This is a genomic window from Planomonospora alba, assembly GCF_039534085.1.
In the GTDB taxonomy this organism is placed as follows: domain Bacteria; phylum Actinomycetota; class Actinomycetes; order Streptosporangiales; family Streptosporangiaceae; genus Planomonospora_B; species Planomonospora_B alba.
The window spans coordinates 32,961-51,240 of the sequence record NZ_BAAAUT010000051.1 but is presented as its reverse complement, the minus strand read 5'-3'; the positions used below and the strand labels follow the sequence as shown (position 1 = coordinate 51,240).

General features: G+C 73.5%; 19 protein-coding genes. 10 read left to right on the top strand and 9 right to left on the bottom strand.

Going from position 1 to position 18,280, the window contains the following annotated elements:
• Positions 1-1,367: M14 family metallopeptidase (locus ABD823_RS26425; protein WP_344864143.1), on the bottom strand; the 1,367-nt coding region annotated here is incomplete at its 3' end.
• Positions 1,368-1,519: 152 nt separating this feature from the next.
• Positions 1,520-1,960 carry an ATP-binding protein gene (locus ABD823_RS26420; protein WP_344864141.1) on the bottom strand — a complete coding sequence of 147 codons (441 nt, stop codon included), beginning with the start codon at positions 1,958-1,960 and terminating at the stop codon, positions 1,520-1,522.
• A 157-nt stretch (positions 1,961-2,117) separates the two neighbouring features.
• Here ABD823_RS26420 and ABD823_RS26415 point away from each other — a divergent pair, with 157 nt between their 5' ends.
• Both ABD823_RS26415 and ABD823_RS26410 read left to right on the top strand, forming a co-directional pair.
• Complete coding sequence (locus ABD823_RS26415; protein ID WP_344864139.1) at positions 2,118-2,939, top strand: helix-turn-helix domain-containing protein; 822 nt, start codon at positions 2,118-2,120, stop codon at positions 2,937-2,939.
• A gap of 27 nt (positions 2,940-2,966) precedes the next feature.
• Positions 2,967-3,203 carry a DUF397 domain-containing protein gene (locus ABD823_RS26410; RefSeq protein ID WP_425566661.1) on the top strand — a complete coding sequence of 79 codons (237 nt, stop codon included), beginning with the start codon at positions 2,967-2,969 and terminating at the stop codon, positions 3,201-3,203.
• 58 nt (positions 3,204-3,261) lie between these two features.
• Here the strand turns inward: ABD823_RS26410 and ABD823_RS26405 are convergent, their stop codons facing one another.
• The 3 genes from ABD823_RS26405 to ABD823_RS26395 all read right to left on the bottom strand — a co-directional run bounded on the left by ABD823_RS26405 (position 3,262) and on the right by ABD823_RS26395 (position 5,824).
• Positions 3,262-3,468, bottom strand: coding sequence for a hypothetical protein (locus ABD823_RS26405; RefSeq protein WP_344864159.1), 207 nt, complete (start codon positions 3,466-3,468; stop codon positions 3,262-3,264).
• Positions 3,469-3,524: 56 nt separating this feature from the next.
• Positions 3,525-4,262 carry a hypothetical protein gene (locus ABD823_RS26400; protein ID WP_344864157.1) on the bottom strand — a complete coding sequence of 246 codons (738 nt, stop codon included), beginning with the start codon at positions 4,260-4,262 and terminating at the stop codon, positions 3,525-3,527.
• 881 nt (positions 4,263-5,143) lie between these two features.
• Positions 5,144-5,824 carry a hypothetical protein gene (locus ABD823_RS26395; protein WP_344864137.1) on the bottom strand — a complete coding sequence of 227 codons (681 nt, stop codon included), beginning with the start codon at positions 5,822-5,824 and terminating at the stop codon, positions 5,144-5,146.
• Between the two features lie 442 nt (positions 5,825-6,266).
• Between ABD823_RS26395 and ABD823_RS26390 the strand changes: the two genes are divergently transcribed.
• Entirely contained in the window at positions 6,267-6,647 is a 381-nt protein-coding gene (locus ABD823_RS26390) for a carboxymuconolactone decarboxylase family protein (protein ID WP_344864135.1), read from the top strand.
• Positions 6,648-6,704: 57 nt separating this feature from the next.
• On the opposite strand, the gene ABD823_RS26385 is transcribed toward ABD823_RS26390, so the two are convergent.
• The gene (locus tag ABD823_RS26385) at positions 6,705-9,653 is read right to left on the bottom strand and encodes a patatin-like protein (RefSeq protein ID WP_344864133.1); all 2,949 of its coding nucleotides are present in this window, start codon (positions 9,651-9,653) and stop codon (positions 6,705-6,707) included.
• Positions 9,654-9,947: 294 nt separating this feature from the next.
• Between ABD823_RS26385 and ABD823_RS26380 the strand changes: the two genes are divergently transcribed.
• Complete coding sequence (locus ABD823_RS26380) at positions 9,948-10,700, top strand: SDR family NAD(P)-dependent oxidoreductase (protein WP_344864131.1); 753 nt, start codon at positions 9,948-9,950, stop codon at positions 10,698-10,700.
• A 114-nt stretch (positions 10,701-10,814) separates the two neighbouring features.
• Here ABD823_RS26380 and ABD823_RS26375 read toward each other — a convergent pair whose 3' ends face one another.
• The gene (locus ABD823_RS26375; RefSeq protein ID WP_344864129.1) at positions 10,815-12,035 is read right to left on the bottom strand and encodes an ABC transporter ATP-binding protein; all 1,221 of its coding nucleotides are present in this window, start codon (positions 12,033-12,035) and stop codon (positions 10,815-10,817) included.
• A gap of 179 nt (positions 12,036-12,214) precedes the next feature.
• On the opposite strand from ABD823_RS26375, the gene ABD823_RS26370 reads away from it, so the two are divergent.
• Positions 12,215-13,201, top strand: a complete 987-nt coding sequence (locus ABD823_RS26370) for a LacI family DNA-binding transcriptional regulator (RefSeq protein ID WP_344864127.1) — start codon at positions 12,215-12,217, stop codon at positions 13,199-13,201.
• Positions 13,202-13,241: 40 nt separating this feature from the next.
• On the opposite strand, the gene ABD823_RS26365 is transcribed toward ABD823_RS26370, so the two are convergent.
• Positions 13,242-13,727: a glutathione peroxidase gene (locus ABD823_RS26365; RefSeq protein ID WP_344864125.1), complete on the bottom strand. Its 486-nt coding sequence runs from the start codon at positions 13,725-13,727 to the stop codon at positions 13,242-13,244.
• A 618-nt stretch (positions 13,728-14,345) separates the two neighbouring features.
• Here ABD823_RS26365 and ABD823_RS26360 point away from each other — a divergent pair.
• A complete protein-coding gene (locus ABD823_RS26360; RefSeq protein WP_344864123.1) occupies positions 14,346-14,837 on the top strand; it encodes an aggregation-promoting factor C-terminal-like domain-containing protein in 492 nt (163 codons plus the stop codon).
• Positions 14,838-15,104: 267 nt separating this feature from the next.
• Here the strand turns inward: ABD823_RS26360 and ABD823_RS26355 are convergent, their stop codons facing one another.
• Entirely contained in the window at positions 15,105-15,746 is a 642-nt protein-coding gene (locus ABD823_RS26355) for a TetR/AcrR family transcriptional regulator (protein WP_344864121.1), read from the bottom strand.
• A gap of 91 nt (positions 15,747-15,837) precedes the next feature.
• On the opposite strand from ABD823_RS26355, the gene ABD823_RS26350 reads away from it, so the two are divergent.
• From ABD823_RS26350 to ABD823_RS26335, 4 genes are all read left to right on the top strand, one after another.
• Entirely contained in the window at positions 15,838-16,956 is a 1,119-nt protein-coding gene (locus ABD823_RS26350) for a ferritin-like domain-containing protein (protein WP_344864119.1), read from the top strand.
• Between the two features lie 244 nt (positions 16,957-17,200).
• Positions 17,201-17,497, top strand: a complete 297-nt coding sequence (locus ABD823_RS26345; RefSeq protein ID WP_344864116.1) for an ArsR/SmtB family transcription factor — start codon at positions 17,201-17,203, stop codon at positions 17,495-17,497.
• Complete coding sequence (locus ABD823_RS26340) at positions 17,497-17,883, top strand: VOC family protein (protein ID WP_344864151.1); 387 nt, start codon at positions 17,497-17,499, stop codon at positions 17,881-17,883. Before ABD823_RS26345 ends, ABD823_RS26340 begins: the two co-directional genes overlap by 1 nt.
• A 67-nt stretch (positions 17,884-17,950) precedes the next feature.
• Positions 17,951-18,244 carry a hypothetical protein gene (locus ABD823_RS26335; protein ID WP_344864114.1) on the top strand — a complete coding sequence of 98 codons (294 nt, stop codon included), beginning with the start codon at positions 17,951-17,953 and terminating at the stop codon, positions 18,242-18,244.
• Positions 18,245-18,280: the final 36 nt, after the last annotated feature.

Sequence of the window (18,280 nt, the reverse complement as noted above, 5' to 3'; positions counted from 1 at the left end):
TGCCCGGAGGTGGCGGTGTCGGTGCCGGACGGGTCGACGGTCCAGCCGGTCGCCGTCTCGAAGTCGTCGGCGTAGACCGTCGTCGCCGGCGGGCCGCCCGCCGAGCAGTACTGCGAGTCCTTGCCGATGATCCGGTAGACGCAGTCGGAGTACTCCAGGAAGCGCAGGACCGCCTCCTTGTTACGGCTGGTCTGCGGGCCGATCTGCTCGTCCGGCGGGTAGAAGCCGGGCGAGCCGGTCGGGTACATCTCGAAGGTGTAGCTGAAGATCTTGTGGACGCCCCACATCCAGTCGTCGATCGAGCCGTCGGTGATGTACAGGTCGCTCGCCTGCTGGGGGGTGTAGCCGTTGGTGGAGGCCATGTCCCGGCCCAGGGCCTCGAAGGCGTCGTGGTCGTCCTGGGTGAGCCCGGGTGCGGTGTCGCTGTAGGTGTAGCCGTACGGCCACAGGATCAGCTCGCCGTAGGTGTGCCAGTCGATGTGCGACCTGATCTGCTGCTCGCCGCCGACGACCCTGCTGTTCACCCAGTTCGCCACCGCCCTGACCTCGGGCGCCGAGGCGGCCGAGGGGCCGCGGTAGGTGTCGCTGGAGGCCGAGCCGGACGAGCCGCCGCAGCAGCCCCACTGGTAGGCCCAGTTCCGGTTCAGGTCGGTGCCGACGTAGGAGGAGCCGGAGTTGGGCTGCCGGTTCTTCCGCCAGGAGCGGTAGGAGCCGGTCGCGATGTCGTACTCGCCGCCGTCGGGGTTGAGGTCCGGCATGATCCAGATCTCGCGGCCGTCCACCAGGCCGGTGATCCGGCTGTCGGTGCCGTAGCCGTCGGTGAGCATGTTCATGATGTAGATCGCCATCTCGACGGTCAGGTGCTCCCGGGCGTGCTGGTGGTGGGTGAACAGCACCTCCGGCTCGTCCTCGTCGACGGCGGCGTTGTCGCTGATCTTCACGGCGATCAGGTCGCGCCCCTCGTGCGAGGTGCCGTAGCTGATCTTCCGGGCGATGGCCGGATGGTCCGCGATGATCTTGTTCACCGCGGCGGTCATCTCGGCGTAGTTGTGGTAGGCGGAGTCGGCCGGCGGGAAGTCCGCCAGCGACGACGGCGCCGACGAGGGGTCGGCGATCTTCGTGACCGCGTACCCGAGCTTCTCGATCTCGGCGATCTCGGCTTCCGTGGCGGTGACCACGACCGAGGTCCGGTCCACCTGGTCGATCGCGGCCCCGGTGGCCGCGACCGCGCTGCGCTGCCGGGCGTCACTGGGGCCCTCGACCTTGTAGCGGCCACCGGGCGGCGGCTCGGCCGAGGCTGCCACTCCGGTCGCGCCCAGGCACAGCAGCGCCAGGGCGGCGATTCCGACGATCAGACGGCGTCTCACCCGTGTCCTCCTCAGACGCGCTGTCGGGGGGCGCGCGTCTGAACCGAGGGTCGGGCAGGCGGATCGATCGGCAAAGAGCCCAGATGACCCATCATGGAGGAGGTATGGCCTCCGCCGGAGGCCCTCCGGCGGGCCCCGCGGGCCCGCCGGCGTCAGAAGGGGACCTCGAACCAGAGCGTCCTGAGCCCGCGGGGGCCGTCCTCCCGGACCCCCCAGCGGCTGGCGAGCAGGTCCACCAGGAACATGCCGCGCCCGTTCTCGGCGTCGGGCTCGTGGCGCACGTGCGGCGCGCTGCGCCCCGACCCGGCGTCGTGCACCTCCACCAGCACGACCCCCGCGCCCACCGCCACGGTCATCGCCACCTGGCCGCCGCCGCCGGAGCCGGAGTGCACCACGGAGTTGGTGACGACCTCGCTGACCAGCAGGGTCACGTCGTCGCAGGCGGGGTGGGCCTCACCCAGCAGCTCCCTGACCCGGCGCCGGGCCACCGCGACGGACTCCGGCACGCCGCGGAGGGTGACCGTCGATCGTGGTGGAACGGTCTGCTGCCCGGTCGTCATGATCGCCTCGTTCCCCGGTGAATGCATTCCCATGCGGATGGCGCTCCGAGATGGCACACTCACTCACGGTGAACCTTTCTACCAAGGACTGCAATAGCTCATATTGAAATTCCACAGTTTCCTTTGCCTGACGATCGGAGGTACCGGTGTGGCGTCCCGGCGCAGTCCCACCGCCCGGCATCGCCGTCTGATGGCCGAGCTGAACCGTCTGCGGGAGAGCAGCGGCCTGTCGCGGCTGGAGGTGGCGGAGCGGATCGGCTCCACCGACACCACCATCTGGAGGTACGAGACGGGTCTGAGCCGTCCCAAGCCCTCCGACGTGGCGGCCCTCACCGAGGTGTACGGCGTGACCGGGCAGGAGCGCGCCTCCCTGATCGAGATGGCCAAGGAGGCCCGGAAAAGGGGGTGGTGGCACCGCCACCGCCAGGCGCTCAAACCCGGGTTCGACTCCTACATCGGGCTGGAGGCCGAGGCCTCCGTCGTGCGGTGCTACGAGCCGCTCGTCGTTCCCGGCCTGATGCAGACCCAGCCGTACGCGCGCGCCGTCATCGAGGCGACCTCCGTCACCCACACCCCTTCCGAGGTCGACGAGAAGGTCGCCGTGCGCATCTCGCGCCAGCGGTTGCTGCACGGCACCGGCGGCGGCGATCCCATCCACCTCGTCGCGGTGCTCGACGAGGCGGTCCTCCGGCGGCAGGTGGGCGGCCGCGAGGTGATGCGCGAGCAGTTGGAGCACCTCGTCGGCCTGGCCGCGCTGCCCAACGTGGAGATCCGGGTGATCCCGTTCTCCGCGGGGGCGCACGCCGCGGTCGACGGCAAGTTCTGCCTGCTCGGCTTCCCCGAGCCCGACGCCGCCGACCTGGTCTACCTGGAGCAGGCCGCGAGCGGGCTCGTCCTGGAGGACCCCGAGGAGGTGCGCCGGTACACGCTGATGTTCGGAAGCCTGACGGCACTGGCCTTCGGCACGGAGGCGTCGGCCGCCCTCGTCGCCCAGGTGGCGAAAGAGTTGTGACAACCGACACGAAGAGGAGAAATGCGGGTGTCCATCGTGGATCCGTCCCGCGTCATGTGGCGCAAGAGCAGTCTCAGCACCGGAGGCGACTGCGTGGAGGTGGCCGTCGTGCCCGGTGACCCGGCTCTGGCCCGGCACAAGGCCGGCGCCGACGAGCTCTACCTCGTGCGCGACTCCAAGGACCCCGACGGTCCGGCGCTGGCGTTCACCCGGAGCGAGTGGGCCGCCTTCGTCGGAGGGGTCAAGGCCGGCGAGTTCGGCTGACGTGCCGGGAGATCCCGGGGGCCGGCCACCGGCCCCCGGGGGCTCCCTCCCCGGGTCCTCAGCGACCCGCACGGTCGTCCCCGTGGTAGCCCAGCACGCGCATCGCGAGCTCCGGGTCCATCACGGCGGCCAGGAACTGGGCCCGCTCCACCGCGCGGTCGCGCTCCGCCTCCGCCCTGGCCCGGGCGGCCTGGACGCTCCGGAGCGCCAGGAAGGCCAGGACCGCCAGCACGCAGGCGACCACCGCGACGGCGAAGACGGCCACCGACGCACCCGCGGCCCCGCCGGTCGGACCGGTCCCGGCGGTGCCCCTCCCCCCGGTCAGCACGTCCGCCCCGAGCAGTGTGAACGCCGCCAGCGCGGCCAGGCCGGCCGCGACCGCTCCGGCCGAGCGCAGCGCCCCGCGGAACCGCCCGCCCGCGCGGGCCCCCGATGACCCGGCCGCGCCGTGCCGCTCCCCGGGCGTGCCGTCCGCACCCGCTCCGGGGGCCGTTCCGGGGCGCCGCCCTCCGGCGGGTCCTCCGTACGCTCCCGCCGCCACGGCACGATGCCCGGCCCGCCCGCGGCCGCCGACCCGGGCGGCGCGAAGCCCGGCGCCGGCACGACGTCCGGACCGCCCGGCGGCACGGCGGGCGGGGGCCGGAGGGCCCCGGCGGGGACGGGCAGCGCGCGCGCCACCCGGTCGTGCTCGCGGTGCGCCCGGGCCGCCTCCCGGTGATACTCCTCGATCTCGGCGTAGAAGCCGTCCGAGGCGTAGACCGAGCCGTCGACCAGCGGCCCCCGGCGCAGCTCGATGACCGCCACCACGTCGTCGCCGTTGAGCGTCTTGTGCGTCTCCAGCGCGTGGGCCAGGCAGAGGACCTCCCTGCGGTGCTCCCGCAGCAGCGCCTCGGTCCGCTCCAGCAGCCGCACCAGGTTGTACTCGATGCGCTCGCCGAGCACGTCGGGGGCGGGGACCGCCCCGCCAGGGGGCTGCGCCGTACCGGCGGCGCCGCCGGAGCGGGGCAGCGCCTTGCCGCCCATGATCTCCAGCTCCTGGAGCGCGGCGACCGAGGTCACGCCGCGGCCCATCCCCCAGTGCGCCGGGGTCGACGAAGACGTACGGCTTGCCGGTCTCGCCGGCCACCGCCTCGGCCATCAGGGTCTTGCCGGTGCCCGGCGGCCCCCACAGCAGCAGGCCGCCGGGCACGTAGCCGCCGCGGTCCTCGATCTCGTCCGGCCGCTCCAGGAAGACGATGTTCTCCTTGACCCGCTCGACCACGTGGTCCTGGCCCCACACGTCGGAGAAGCGGGTCCTGATGTCGTCGGGGAAGTAGGTCTCGATCCCGCCGCGGGACAGGAACCAGAACAGCCCCACGAACTGGAAGACGCTGAAGAAGAACGCGAAGGCCAGCTGCGCCGCGTACGGCAGCGCCCGCCAGAGCAGCGCAGGGGCCTGGAACAGGGCGAGGGCGGGCGAGGTGTCCAGCACCTCGCCGAGGACGAGCGCCAGCAGCGCGATCCAGAGCAGCCACTTGAGCGCGCGGGCCAGCCGGAAGCGGGTCCAGTCGGAGAATCGGCGGTGGCTCCAGCGCTCGAAGCCGCCGAACACCTGCCGGGTCCAGAAGCGGTGGTAGCCGGCGGAGCGCTCGCTGACGAGGAAGTGGGCCTGCCGGACCAGCTCGGCGCCGAGCAGCCAGAAGACCCACGGCGCCTCGGCCGCCGTGATGATCACCGCGTCCCGGAGCGTGATGACGCCCTCGTAGGAGGCCATCCGGCTCCAGACCAGGACGGCGTGGACGAGCGCCAGGGCGAGCACGAACTTGGCCCGGTCCCACAGCGGCATGCGCTTGCGGGTCAGGGCGCGGAGGTCGTCCGGGCCGCTGCCCGGCGGGCGCAGGCCCTCCGGGTGGCCGCGGAGGGGGACGTGGCGTCCGCAGTGTCCACAGACGGGCTCCTTCTCACCCGAAGGCTTTTCTGACCGTGAAGGACCGGGTGACCCCGTCGAGTTCGGCGGCGCGCTCGCGGTAGCACGCCGCCGAGCGGCGGACCAGGATCGTGGACAGGCGCCGGGCGTCCTCACTCAGGTAGGAGGTGAGGTCGAAGGTCTGCACCCCGGCGCCCTTGACGGCGTAGTTGAACCGGACGTGCACTCCGCGCACCCCGTCGCCGGGATGGAGCACCTCGTCGGCGAGCAGCTCGAAGCCGGTCAGCGGGTAGCCGGGCAGTTGCGCCACCCGGGCGCGCAGCCCCTCGCTGACCGGCAGGATCGCGTCGCGCATGCCGTTCAGGGAGAGCGCGTCGCGCTCGGAGGGCAGGAGCGTGACGACCCGGGCGAAGAGGAACGGCTCGTCGGTGGTGCCGAGGCCGTACAGGTGGCGGGCCGCCGGGCGGGCGTGGGCGTCGTAGGCGACCGCCCAGACGAGCCGTCTGCGCAGCCGCGCGGTGGCCGACTCGGGGTCGCCGGCCGACATCGCCTGGTCCAGGGCCTTCTGGTCGACCTGGTGCCAGGCGGCCGGCACCTTGAAGTAGGTGTTCCCGTCGTCGTTGCGGACGTAGGTGAACTCGGGACTCGCGCATCCGGCCGCACCGGCGGCGAGCACCGCCGTCACCGCGGCGAGCCGCACCCTCGATCTCCGCACCAGGGCTGCACCTCCGCTTCGCGGACGGACAAGAGGTTGGTGCCCGTTTTCGAGTATCCCTCCCGTTTCTTTACGTGACCATCCTGGAAATCCCGCTCGAACCCCGCCGGGAGACCGGCTCCGCCCGGTACGGACGGACGGGGACGGTCACGCTCTGTGAACGCACCACCCCGGACGCCCCGGTCACGGGCACCTCGAACGGGACGGGCAACGTGGATGCAACCCCGGACATGCGATCTTGGGGGAGACCGGGCGCCCGGGGGCCCGTACGGCGCCGCGCCCGCGACGGGGCCCCACCATGAGACGATCTTGGTGTGGAGCGCCCATCCGTGTCATGACTACTGGCGGGAAGGAGCTATCGCTCGTGCCGCAATCGGCCAAGGATGGGAGAAGGCGGCTCCGCCCGTCGTGTTCACCCCTGACCGGTCGACCCGGAGTTGCCATGAACGAGCACGCTGACGACACCACCCCCGACCGCCGGATCCGTGGATTGGAGATCATGAGGCAGGTCAACGGCGAGGGCGGCGACGACGGTCCCGGCGACTTCTTCGGCATGACCGTCGAGCACCTGTTCGCCGACATCTGGTCACGCGACGGGCTGAGCCTGCGCGACCGGCGGCTGCTCCTGCTCGGCCTGCTCGTCGGGCAGGGGATGGGCGAGGAGATCGAGCTCCAGCTCGACGCGGCGCTGCGGACCGGGGAGCTGACCCCCGACGAGCTCCGCGAGATCGTCATCTTCCTGACCCACTACGCGGGCTGGCCGCGCGGCGCCCGGCTCAACACGCAGGTCGAGGAGCTGATCGCCCGGTTCATGAAGGACTAGGGCCTCCCCGGCCGGGCGGCGGGGCCCCCGGCCGGGGAGGCGGCGGGACGGGGCGTGTCAGAGCCGGTGCCCGCGGAGCCGGTCCAGCAGGCCGGCCGCCTCCCGGCGGCCGGTGCGGATCCGCGTCAGGAGCTCGTGCCGCGCGGCGTCGGCCACCGACCACGGCAGCGCGGCGAGGCGGGGGACGCCCAGCGCGGAGCCGAGCACCGAGGCCCCCACCGCCAGGGCCCGGCCCGCGGTGGCGAGGAACAGCGGCGTGCCGATCTCGTCGGCGAAGCGCTCCTGCCCGGTCCCCGCACCGGCGAAGGCGGCGAACAGGTACTCCGCCGACGGCCGGGACGGCCTGTCCCGCCAGATCTCCAGGAAGCGGTGGCCGACGGAGTCGCGGCGGGCACCCGCCTCCAGGTCCTCCCGGACGGCCTCGGCCAGCCCGGCCAGCTCCTCGGCGAGGATCTCCGCGTGCAGCCGGCGCACGACCGCGAGCACGGTGGCCGTCAGCTCCGCCGGGACCTCCGTCTCCGGCCCCTCCCCTGCGTCCAGGAAGGCGAGCTCCCGTTCGATCCGCTCGCGGTCGCCGTCGAAGCGCTCCCCCAGCTCCCCGGCGAACGCGCCGCCCACCGCGGCACGGCGCAGCCGCCGCAGGACCTCCGGCGAGGAGAGCCCGAGCTGGAGCAGGCGCGCCGGGTCGAGCACCGCCTGGACCATGCGGGTCGCCCCGTCCAGGCGGCCCCAGATCCAGTCGCCGACCCGCCAGGACTTCTTGTAGAAGGCGCCGAACTGGCCGAGCCGGATCCCCGCGAGCTTGCCCGGCTCCGCAGGGCCTCCGAAGGGGTTCGGGGTGCGGGCGCTGATCTGCTGGAGCACGACCTCCTGCTCGACCTCCGGCGGTTCGCCGCCGGCGGCGAGCCTGCAGACGTCGGCGGCGAGCATCCGGCGGAGCACCGCGGCGGGCGGCCGTTCCCCGTCCCGGGGCACCAGCGCGCGCAGCAGGGCGCGCAGGCGCGCGGCCTCGCGGGCCGCGGCCGGGACGGTGGTCCGCGGCGGGCCGTCCGGGTGCCCTGCGCCCTGTGGGACGCCTCCGCCCGCCGGGGCGTCCCCGCCCGCCGGAAGGGCCGCGTCCGCCGGAGGGGTCCCGCCGTCCGGAGGGGCCGCGTCCGCGGCACGCCAGAGATCGTCGCGGGCCCCGGCCAGCAGGGCCGCGATCCGCAGCGCGATCCGGCCCCGGCGCGCCGCCTCCGCCGCGGGCGCCGACGGCCCGCCGTCCGGAGCCGTCCTGGCCAGCGCCCCGGTCAGCAGATCGCGCAGCGCCCGCCGCCGGTGCGCTCCGGGCGGCGGGGCGGGGAGCGGCACGGTCCCCCAGAACGCCTCCTCCACCCGGCGGGAGTCCCGCAGCTCCGCGAGCGCCTCGTGGAGCTCGCCTCTGCGCTTCCGGAGCCGCCGGCGGAGCCCCCCGTCGGCGGGGGGAGCCAGCCAGACGGCGCGCTTGAGGACGTCGACGGCCGCCCTGCCGAGCTGCTCGACGGCTTCGAGGCCCCAGTCCCAGTCCGCGGCGGCCTGCCCGTCACCCGGCAGCCCGGCGGGCACGTAGCGGACCACGTCCTCACCCGGGAACCCCTCGGCGAGCAGCTCCGCGATCTCCTCCGGGCGCCAGCCGCCCGGGGGCGGGGGCTCGTTGGCCCAGCGCCCCGCCCGGTCCTGCGGACCCTGGGCCGCGCGCCCCGCGGCGTCCCCGGGCTCCTGGCCGCTCCGGCCCGCCGTCCGGAGCCCCGTACGGCCGACCGGCTCGGTGCCGCTCCGGGCGGTGAGGGCGGCGTGGATCCGGGCGGCCTCCCGGTGCGCCCGGGCCCGCGCGTACCCGGGCATGAGCCGTACGGCCAGCTCCTCGTCCAGCGCGCCCGCCTGGTCCGGCCGCCGCGCCCGGTACGCGCGCACCCGCGCGTTGTTCTCCCGGATGCGCCGGAACTCCTCGGCGGCCGACTGCTCGAAGGGCAGCCGGAACAGCGTCTCCAGGACGTCCCCCAGCGGCGGCGGGTCACCGGGGTCGGCGGCCTCCTCGGGGACGGCGCCGGCGGGGTTCGGGTCGACGTACATCAGCAGCCGCCGCACCTGGCGCTCCGCGGGCTGCCGGTAGACCGCCTCGAGGGCCGGTTCCACGGGCCGGTTCCGCAGGATGGCGCCGTCCAGCACGTGGCGGCTGGGGGCGAAGGAGGCGACCGCCGGCCGCCGGCCGGACCCGCCCAGGTCGGGGTGGAGGCCGTCCGGCCCGTCGGCGCCGACCGGGGCGAAGGCCGGCTCGAAGGCGACGGGGAAGGAGGAGGTGCACCGGCCGGCGAGCGCCAGGCGGCGGGCGACGTCGTGGGAGAAATGGAACGGGTCCTCCTCCGGGGGCGTGTCCGCCTCGCGGGTGAAGCGGAACACGGCCGCGGAGGAGGTCTCGGTGATGCTGTTGCCGAAGTCGTCGTGGAACGTCTCCTGCTCGCCGGCCATCAGGGTCGCCGTGATCATCAGATCGAGGGGCCGCCGCCGGGGCGGGACGTACCGGCCCGGCCGCAGGGAGGCGGGGACCAGCCGGTCGAACGCGCCGGCCAGCTCGGGCAGGAGGTGGCCGTCGCCGCGCAGCAGGGAGGGCGCCGGCGGGCCCAGGGGGCTGCGCAGCAGCTTCGCGAACGACCCCGTCTCGGCCCACACCCGGCCCAGCGGCCGCAGGTCGGCCCGGTACACCTGGGCGTAGGCCAGCGCGGCTCCGTTGACGCCCCCGGCGGAGGTGCCCGCGATCACGTCCACCCGGACCGTCGCGCCCACGGTCTCCAGCAGCTCCCGGTAGACCTCGCAGCGCCCGGCGGAGTCGTCGGGCCCGTCGGGCGAGCTCCCCGCCAGCCGGTTGATCTCGGTGGTCACCCCGCCCATCCACACGGCGAGGCTGACGCCCCCGTTCATCACGACGGCGATCCGGATGTCCTCGCGGTCGTCGTCGGGAACGGCGGCGGGCGTGTCCCGTTCTTCCATGGCGCTCCCCCGGGTCGAGGCCGCCCTGACCCGCGGCCGGTTCCCATGACAGCCGACCCGCGGGGGGCTCCTCCGCCGGTCGCGGTGCCCGTCCCCGAAAGCTGACCGGTCCGGGAGGCGGATTTCACCTCTCCTTTGCCGCCCCGGGCGCTCCGGGAGCCGGGCGGCGCGGGAACCGGCGTCCGGGAGCCGAGCGCGCGAGAGCCGGGCGGCGCGCGAGCCGCCGTCCGGGAGCCGGGCGGCGCGCGGGGAGCCCTGCGCGGCCGCGGGCCGGGCCTTCAATAGACTCCGGGCATGCCTTCCGCACTGATCACCGGCGCGACCGTCGGCATCGGCGCCGCGTTCGCCCGCCGCCTGGCCGCCGACGGCTTCTCCCTCGTCCTGGTCGCCCGCGACGAGAAGCGCCTCACCGAGCGCGCCGAGGAGCTGCGCCTGCGCTACGGCGTCACGTCCGAGGTGCTCCCCGCCGACCTGGCCGACCCCGAGGGCCTGGCCGCGGTCGAGCGCCGGCTCCACGAGGGCGTCGACCTGCTGGTCAACAACGCCGGGTTCGGCCTGGCCGGCTCCTTTCCCGACGCCCCGGTCGACGAGGAGGTGCGCATGCTCCGGGTGCACTGCGAGGCGGTGCTGCGGCTGACCCTGGCCGCGCTGCCGGGGATGCGGGAGCGCGGCCGGGGCGCGGTGGTCAACGTGGCCTCGGTGGCCGCGTTCTTCGCCCGGGGCACCTACAGCGCCTCCAAGGCGTGGGTGGTCAACTTCAGCGAGTCCGCGGCGCTGGAGACGGCCGGGAGCGGGGTCCGGGTGATGGCACTCTGCCCGGGGTTCGTCCGCACCGAGTTCCACCGGCGCGCCTCGATGAACACCTCCGGCATCCCCGGCTTCCTGTGGCTGTCGGCGGACGACGTCGTCGCCGAGGCCATGCGCGACCTGGCCCGCGGCGTGCGGGTGAGCGTGCCCGACCTGCGCTACAAGGCGATCGTCGCGGTCGGGCGGCGCCTGCCGCTCAACCTGACCGCCCGCGTCTCCCAGCGCATCGGCCGCCGGTAGCGGCCCGGCCCGCCGTACGGCGCCGCTCCCGCCGGCCGGGCGGCGGGGCGCGCGGAAGGGCCCGTGCCACGGGAGGGGGTCGTGGCACGGGCCCGTCCGGTCCTACCGGGTTGGTCAGACGCCGACGTTGGCCTTGTGGCCGATCGCCAGGCCGGAGGCCGAGTCGAAGAAGTGCAGGTTGTGGGTGTCCACGACCAGCTCGATGTTCTGGCCGGGGCGGACGTGGCTGCGGGCGTTCACCCGGGCGGTCCACAGCGACTTGTCGCCGACCAGCGGGAGGGTGGCGTCCTCGTCGTCACCGGCGTCGGCGGCGGCCACGGTGTCCTGGTGCTGGACCGGCGGGGCGTCGATCAGGAACAGGACGTTGATCTCGGAGCCCAGCTCCTCGGTGACCTCGGCGCGGACCGGCAGGCGGACCCAGCCGCCGGCGTGGCCGTTGGCGGCCACGGAGTCCTCGAAGTCGGACGGGCGGATGCCCAGGATGATCTTCTTGCCGATGTACTGGTCGAGGCCCGGCTTCTCGGTGAAGGTCGCGTCCGGGACCGGCAGCTTGTAGCCGGCGAAGGCCACGGCGGCGCCGCCGTCGGCGCGGACCAGCTCGGCGTTGACGAAGTTCATGGACGGGGAGCCCATGAAGCCCGCGACGAAGAGGTTCACCGGGTTGTCGAAGAGGTTCTGCGGGGTGTCGACCTGCTGGAGCAGGCCGTCGCGCAGGACGCAGACCCGGTCGCCGAGGGTCATCGCCTCGACCTGGTCGTGGGTGACGTAGACGGTGGTCACGCCGAGGCGCTCGTGCATCGTGTTGAGCGAGGCGCGCATGGAGACGCGGAGCTTGGCGTCCAGGTTGGACAGCGGCTCGTCCATGAGGAAGGCCTGCGGCTCGCGCACGATGGCGCGGCCCATCGCGACACGCTGGCGCTGACCACCGGAGAGGGCGGCCGGCTTGCGCTTGAGGTACTGCTCCAGGCCGAGCATCTTGGCGGCCTCGTTGACGCGCTTGGCGATCTCCGTCTTCGGCATCTTGCGGAGCTTCAGACCGAAGGCGAGGTTCTCCTCGACGGTCATGTGCGGGTAGAGCGCGTAGTTCTGGAAGACCATGGCGATGTCGCGGTCCTTCGGCGGCAGGTGGTTGACCACCCGGTCGCCGATCAGGATCTCGCCCCCGCTGATGTCCTCAAGGCCGGCGATCATCCGCAGCGCGGTGGACTTACCGCACCCGGACGGGCCGACCAGCACCATGAACTCGCCGTCCTTGATCTCAAGGTTCAGGCCGTTCACGGCTTTCACGCCGCCCGCGTAGATCTTGTCGACGTTGTTGAGAACGATGGATGCCATGGATGATCCTTAGCGCCTCGGGCCAACCCCGCGTTCGCCCGAAAGTGGATACGTTTTCACGAATCTCACCTGACACCGACCCTCGATGTCAAGCAAAAGGACCATTTTCTCCATCAACCAGGACTTTCGTGACCCCTCTGCGCTGTACGCGGAACGGAAAGCATGATGGAATCGTTTCCATGAACATGCGCAGGGCGACCATCAAGGACGTGGCGGAGGCGGCGGGCGTCGGGGTGGCGACGGTCTCGCGGGTCCTGTCCGGCGGCTCGGCCAGCCCCGAGACCAGGGAGCGGGTGCTGACCGTCGCCGCCCAGCTCGACTACCGGCCCAGCGCGCTCGGGCGCAACCTGCGCCAGCAGCGCGCGGGCGGGATCGGGCTGCTGCTCCCCGACGTCACCGACAGCTTCTACGGCCGGCTGGCCGACGGCGTGCTCTCCTGCGCGCGCGCCGCGGGGGAGCCGGTGATCCTGGGCACCACCGGCGACGACGCCGAGCGCGAGGCCGACCAGATCGGCATCCTGCTGGAGCAGGGCGTGGAGCGGGTGGTCGCGGTCCCCTCCGGGGACGCGGAGGTCTGGGCGCCGGCCCGGCGGACCGGTCTCACCGCGGTGTTCGCCCACCGCTCCGCCCCGGGGCACGGCGACGTGCCGGCCGTGCTCGCCGACGACCGGGGCGGGGTGCGGACCGCGGTGGACTATCTGACGGGCCTGGGCCACCGGCGCATCGCCTATCTCGGCGGCCCCGGCCAGGAGCAGCGCGTGGCGGCCTTCCGGCAGGCGCTGGGCGCGCTCGTGGACGAGGAGCTCGTCGTCTTCGCCCGGGGCAGCCGCGACTCCGCCTACGCCGCGGCGGCCGGGCTCTTCCAGCGCCGCCCCGACCTGACGGCCGTGCTGGCCGGCGGCAACCTGCTGGGCGAGGCGGCGGTGCTGGCCGCCCGGGAGCTGGACCTGCGGGTGCCCAAGGACCTGTCGCTGATCATGTTCGACGACGTGCCCTGGGCGGAGCTGTGCGCTCCCCCGCTGACCGTGGTCGCCCAGCCGGCCGAGGACATCGGCTACCGCGCGGCCGAGCTGGTGCTGCGCGCGGGCGGGCGCCGCCCGCGCGGCGTGCTGCTGCCCACCGAGCTGATCGTCAGGGGCAGCTGCGGCCCCCGGCGCGCCTCCTGACGGTCAGGAGGCGCGCCGGGGGCCCTCAGGTGCGGGCGGCTCAGAGGGACTTCTCGATGGCGGCCGTCACGGCCTCGTCCTCGGGCTCGATCCGCGGGCGGAACCGCGCCAGCACCTCGCCCTCCCGGGAGACCAGGAACTTCTCGAAGTTCCACTGCACGTCCCCGGCCTCGCCCTCGGCGTCGGCGGCCCGCGTCAATTCGGCGTAGAGCGGGTGCCGCCCCTCGCCGTTGACCTCGCTCTTGGCCAGCAGCGGGAAGTCCACCCCGTAGTTGGCCGCGCAGAACTCCTGGATCTCCTCGGCCGTGCCCGGCTCCTGGCCCATGAACTGGTTGCAGGGCACGCCGACGACCGTGAACCCGCGCTCGCCGTAGGTCTGCTGGAGGCGGACCAGGCCCGCGTACTGCGGCGTGAGACCGCATCTGGAGGCCACGTTCACGACGAGGACGGATTTGTCGCCCGCCAGCTCGGCCAAGGTGGTGGGCGTGCCGTCGAGGGTCTCCACCGGGATGTCACGAATGCTCATGGAAGGCAGCCTAACCGGCCCGTTCCGGTGGGAGGACGGGCGTTCCCGCGGCGTACGGCGGGGGACGCGGGAGGCGGGCCGGAGCGCCCGGCGAGGGCACGGCAGCGGCACGGCAGCGGCACGGCAGTGGCACGGCGGAGGTGGTGCCGGGGCACGGCGCAGGGCGGCAGCGGGGGCCTGCCGGGGGTGCGGCGGGGGTGCGGCGGGGCGCGACGCGCCGGGGCGGAGGCGCCCGCCGGGCTCCGCTCCCACGGACGGGGGCGATCCAAACCCCATACCGGGGTGATCTTTGCGCCAGTCCCCCGCCTCGGTGCCCGCCCGCCGGTCAGCCCGGTCCCCTCGAACCGCCCCTCAACCGAGAAGATCGCGCAAACAGCCTTCCGTGCCGTGTCGCAGCGGCCGTCCGGCGTCTCCCCCGCGTACTAGAAACCGCGTAGGAAGACCGCCGCGGCGTCCTGCCGGAACCAGGCCGGTGAGGACCAGCGGGCATCCTTCGTGCGAGCCACGGACGCGGGATCGACAAGCACGCCGGGTGTCACGGCGCCCTCGCGTGCCTCCCGCGCGCGGCCCTACGAAAGGACGGTTTTGGACAGTAACCGCGCTTTACGCGCCGCAGCCGTGACCGTGGTCGCCGTCTCCGCCGTGGTGGGTTCCACGGCGACGGGGACGACCGAGACGATCCTCACGACGGCCGTGGAGGACACGGCCCCGGAGGACCCGACCGTGGAGGGGACGGCGGAGAGGGTCTACCTGGCCACCTGGTCCACCGGTGCCAGACCCAGGCCGAAGTCCCTCGCGAGGACCGCCAAGGGCAGGAACAGGGCGATCGCGTTCCGCCTCGTCTCCCGCCGCGCGTGGTCCCACGACCAGTTCCGCTGCCTGGACAGCCTCTGGACCAGGGAGAGCAACTGGAACCACCGGGCGCACAACCGTCACACGGGTGCCTACGGCATCCCCCAGGCGCTGCCGGGCTCGAAGATGAGCGACAGCGGCAGGGACTGGCGGTCCAGCCCGGTCACGCAGATCCGCTGGGGTCTGCGGTACATCAAGCAGCGCTACGGCTCGCCGTGCGGTGCATGGGGTCATTTCCGGTCGGCGAACTGGTACTGACCCCTTCGTCCGGGAGTGTCCAGGGGAAGGGCACACTCCCGGCGGACGCCCGGGGCGGCCGGCCCCGGGCGTCGCCCTCCGTCCCGACACCCTCCGTCCCGACGCCCTCCGTCCCGACGCCCTCCGTCCCGACGCCCTCCGTCCCGACGCCCTCCCCCGCACCGCCCGGCCCGCTCCCCGCTCCCGTGCCGCCGTCCCCGCCGCACCGCCGTACGGCCGCTCCGCCCCACCGGCCGCGGCGTCCGCGCTGGACGGGCCCGCTCCGCCCTACCGGCCGCGGCGTCCGCGCTGGACGGCGACCGCCTGGATGAGCATCTCCAGCCCGAACTCGAACTCGGCCTCGTGGTCGCACGCGGCCAGCTCCGGAAGCAGCGAACTCGTCTCGGGGAACAGCACCGGGTCCACCTTCGCGGTGTCCACCTCGGACCGGTGGACCGGGGCGAAGGTCGGGGTGACGCCGACCTCGCGCAGCAGCGAGCCCACGATGTAGGCGATGAACATGCGCAGGACGCGCACCGCCTCCGCGCCGTCGAACCCTGCGCCGCGCAGCGTGGCGAGCGCCCGCTCGACCGGGAGCAGCCCGGCGGTCGACCGGAGCTGGCGGCTGACCACCACCATCGTGCAGCGGGGGTAGTGGTGGGCGATCTGCCGGAACGCCCGTGCCTGCATGCGCACCCGGTCGGTCCAGTCGGCGTCGGGGTCGTCGGTGAACTCGATCTCCGACAGCACGCTCTCGGCCACCGCGTCGAGCAGCGCCGCCTTGCTGGGCACGTGGTTGTACAGGGACATGACGCCCACGCCCAGGTCGGCCGCGATCCTGCGCATGGAGACCGCGTCGGCGCCCTCGCGCTCGATCAGGTCGATGGCGGCGGCGACGATGCGGGGGCGGGACAGCGGCTCGGCGGGCATGACCCCATTCTCCTTCAGGCCATTGACGGACGTACACCGTACGTGCGACGCTCCGAGCGTATACGTACGGTGTACGTCCCCGGGAGGCCGCATGTCGACGCACGATCTGTACACGATCCCGGCCGGGCTCTCCACGTGGGACGTGGAGGCCTCCGGCGCCGCCCGCTTCACCTGGGAGTACGACGAGGGCCGCGACCGCATGCTGGCCCTCTACCAGAAGGGCAAGGACAAGCAGTGGGACTCGGTCAAGCGCATCGACTGGGACCTCGAGGTCGACCCGTACGACGTGCTCGGCATCCCCGACACCACCATCGCCATCTACGGCACCCCGCTGTGGGAGCGGATGGACGACAGGCAGCGCGCCGAGGTACGGCGGCACGGCGCGGCCTGGCAGTTCTCCCAGTTCCTCCACGGCGAGCAGGGCGCGATGATCTGCTCGGCCCGGATCGTCGAGTCGGTGCCGGACCTGGACTCCAAGTTCTACGCGGCCACGCAGACCATGGACGAGGCCCGGCACGCCGAGACCTACGCCCGCTTCCTGCAGGAGAAGGTCGGCCTCGCCTACCCCATCAACGAGCACCTCAAGGCGCTGCTGGACAGCACGCTGAGCGACTCCCGCTGGGACATGCCCTACCTCGGCATGCAGGTGCTCATCGAGGGCCTGGCCCTGGCCGCCTTCGGCGTGATGCGCGACATCACCACCAAGCCGCTGCCCAAGCAGATCCTCGCCTACGTGATGCAGGACGAGGCCAGGCACGTCGCCTTCGGCCGCATGGCGCTGCGCGACCACTACCGCGGCCTCAGCGAGAGCGAGCTGCGCGAACGCGAGGACTTCGTCATCGAGGGCTGCTACCTGATGCGCGACCGCCTGCGCGGCAGGGAGACCTGGGAGAACCTCGGCCTGAGCAGGGCGGAGGTCGCCGAGGCCATGGAGGCCGTCGACCGCTCCGAGTACCTGCGGCTCTTCCGCTCCCTGCTGTTCAGCCGCATCGTGCCCTGCGTCAAGGACATCGGACTGTGGAGCCCCCGCCTGCAGCAGGCCTACGCCGACATGGGCGTGCTGGAGATGGCCGGGCAGAGCCTGGACGCGCTGATGCGGCAGGACGAGGAGATCGCCGACAGGCTCGACGCCGAGCGCTTCGCCGCCGAGGAGGCCGAGCGCCACGCCGAGGTCACCGAGACCATCGCCCTCGGCACCGCCGACTCCTGACCCCGCCTCGGCGGACGGCCTCCGGGACCGGACCGCGCCTCCGGGACCGGACCGCGCCTCCGCCCCGCACGTGGGCTCCGGGCCGGAGGCCACGGGCCTGCGCTCCCCTCCCTCCGGCGGGGACCGCCGGGCCGCGGCGGGGTGCACGGCGCGCTCCATACGCCCCGGCCGCGGCACGACGGCCGAAGACCCGGGCGGCCCCCCTCCTTGACATGCAAGTGGCGGCTTGCCTATAACGGTGTCCATGGACGCCGACCCCGAGCTGTTCAAGGCCATCGGCGACGCGACACGGCGCATCATCCTGGACGAGCTGACCGACAAGGACGGCCAGACGCTGTTCGAGATCTGCGGCCGACTGACCATGAAGCACGGCCTGGCCTCCTCCCGCCAGGCCATCTCGCAGCACCTCGCGGTGCTCGAGCAGGCCGGCCTGGTGCACACCCGGCGGCAGGGCCGGTACAAGTTCCACCACATCGACACGAGTCCGCTGCGCTCGATCGTCGAGCGGTGGCCCATCGACCGAGAGGGAACGAACCCGTGATCCGCATCAACATCACCAGCGTGCTCGTCGACGACCAGGCCAAGGCGCTGGCCTTCTACACCGAGAAGCTGGGGTTCGTCAAGAAGACCGACGTGCCCGCCGGTGAGGCCCGATGGCTCACCGTGGTCTCCCCCGCCGACCCGGACGGCGTCGAGCTGCTCCTGGAGCCGGACGGCCACCCGGCGGCGGGCCCGTTCAAGGAGGCCCTGGTCGCCGACGGCATCCCGTTCACCCAGTTCGCCGTCGACGACGTGTACGCCGAGGTCGAGCGGCTCAAAGGGCTGGGCGTCGAGTTCACCCAGGACGCGACCGACCTCGGCCCGGTGGTCACCGCCGTCTTCGACGACACCTGCGGCAACCTGATCCAGATCGCCGCCATGAAGTAGTCGCCCGCCCCGCCGGCGGACGCCGTCAGGCCTTGCCACTGGGCTGGACCGGGCGTACCGTCCGGCCATGGGTGTCGTTCACCGGCCCCGCACGGCCTGGGACAGTGCGCGCGTGTTCGTCGCCGCGGCGGAGTGCGACGTCTACTGGTGGCTCACCGGTGAGGTCGGGCGCCGCCTCGGCCTCGCCTACCAGGAGAGCCTGGCCCGGACCCGCCTGCGTGTCCAGCGGCGCGGGGACGCGGTGCCCGCCGAGGCCGGCGCCTGGCGGGCGCGGCTGGAGGACCTGCTCCACGACCGCCCGGATCTCACCCCGGTCCTGCTCCGGCTGACCGAGGAGACCGCCGCCCGCCTGTCCCGCTGAGCGCCCCGCCCCGGCCGCCTTCCGCGCACTCGGAGG

Bases quoted from the DNA above. Each gene is read 5' to 3' on its own strand.
- ABD823_RS26365 (WP_344864125.1), bottom strand. From the start codon at position 13,727: ATGAGCATTCGTGACATCCCGGTGGAGACCCTCGACGGCACGCCCACC.
- ABD823_RS26420 (WP_344864141.1), bottom strand. From the start codon at position 1,960: ATGGGAATGCATTCACCGGGGAACGAGGCGATCATGACGACCGGGCAG.
- ABD823_RS26345 (WP_344864116.1), top strand. From the start codon at position 17,201: ATGGACGCCGACCCCGAGCTGTTCAAGGCCATCGGCGACGCGACACGG.
- ABD823_RS26375 (WP_344864129.1), bottom strand. From the start codon at position 12,035: ATGGCATCCATCGTTCTCAACAACGTCGACAAGATCTACGCGGGCGGC.
- ABD823_RS26385 (WP_344864133.1), bottom strand. From the start codon at position 9,653: ATGGAAGAACGGGACACGCCCGCCGCCGTTCCCGACGACGACCGCGAG.
- ABD823_RS26380 (WP_344864131.1), top strand. From the start codon at position 9,948: ATGCCTTCCGCACTGATCACCGGCGCGACCGTCGGCATCGGCGCCGCG.
- ABD823_RS26350 (WP_344864119.1), top strand. From the start codon at position 15,838: ATGTCGACGCACGATCTGTACACGATCCCGGCCGGGCTCTCCACGTGG.
- ABD823_RS26415 (WP_344864139.1), top strand. From the start codon at position 2,118: ATGGCCGAGCTGAACCGTCTGCGGGAGAGCAGCGGCCTGTCGCGGCTG.
- ABD823_RS26335 (WP_344864114.1), top strand. From the start codon at position 17,951: ATGGGTGTCGTTCACCGGCCCCGCACGGCCTGGGACAGTGCGCGCGTG.
- ABD823_RS26370 (WP_344864127.1), top strand. From the start codon at position 12,215: ATGAACATGCGCAGGGCGACCATCAAGGACGTGGCGGAGGCGGCGGGC.
- ABD823_RS26390 (WP_344864135.1), top strand. From the start codon at position 6,267: ATGAACGAGCACGCTGACGACACCACCCCCGACCGCCGGATCCGTGGA.
- ABD823_RS26355 (WP_344864121.1), bottom strand. From the start codon at position 15,746: ATGCCCGCCGAGCCGCTGTCCCGCCCCCGCATCGTCGCCGCCGCCATC.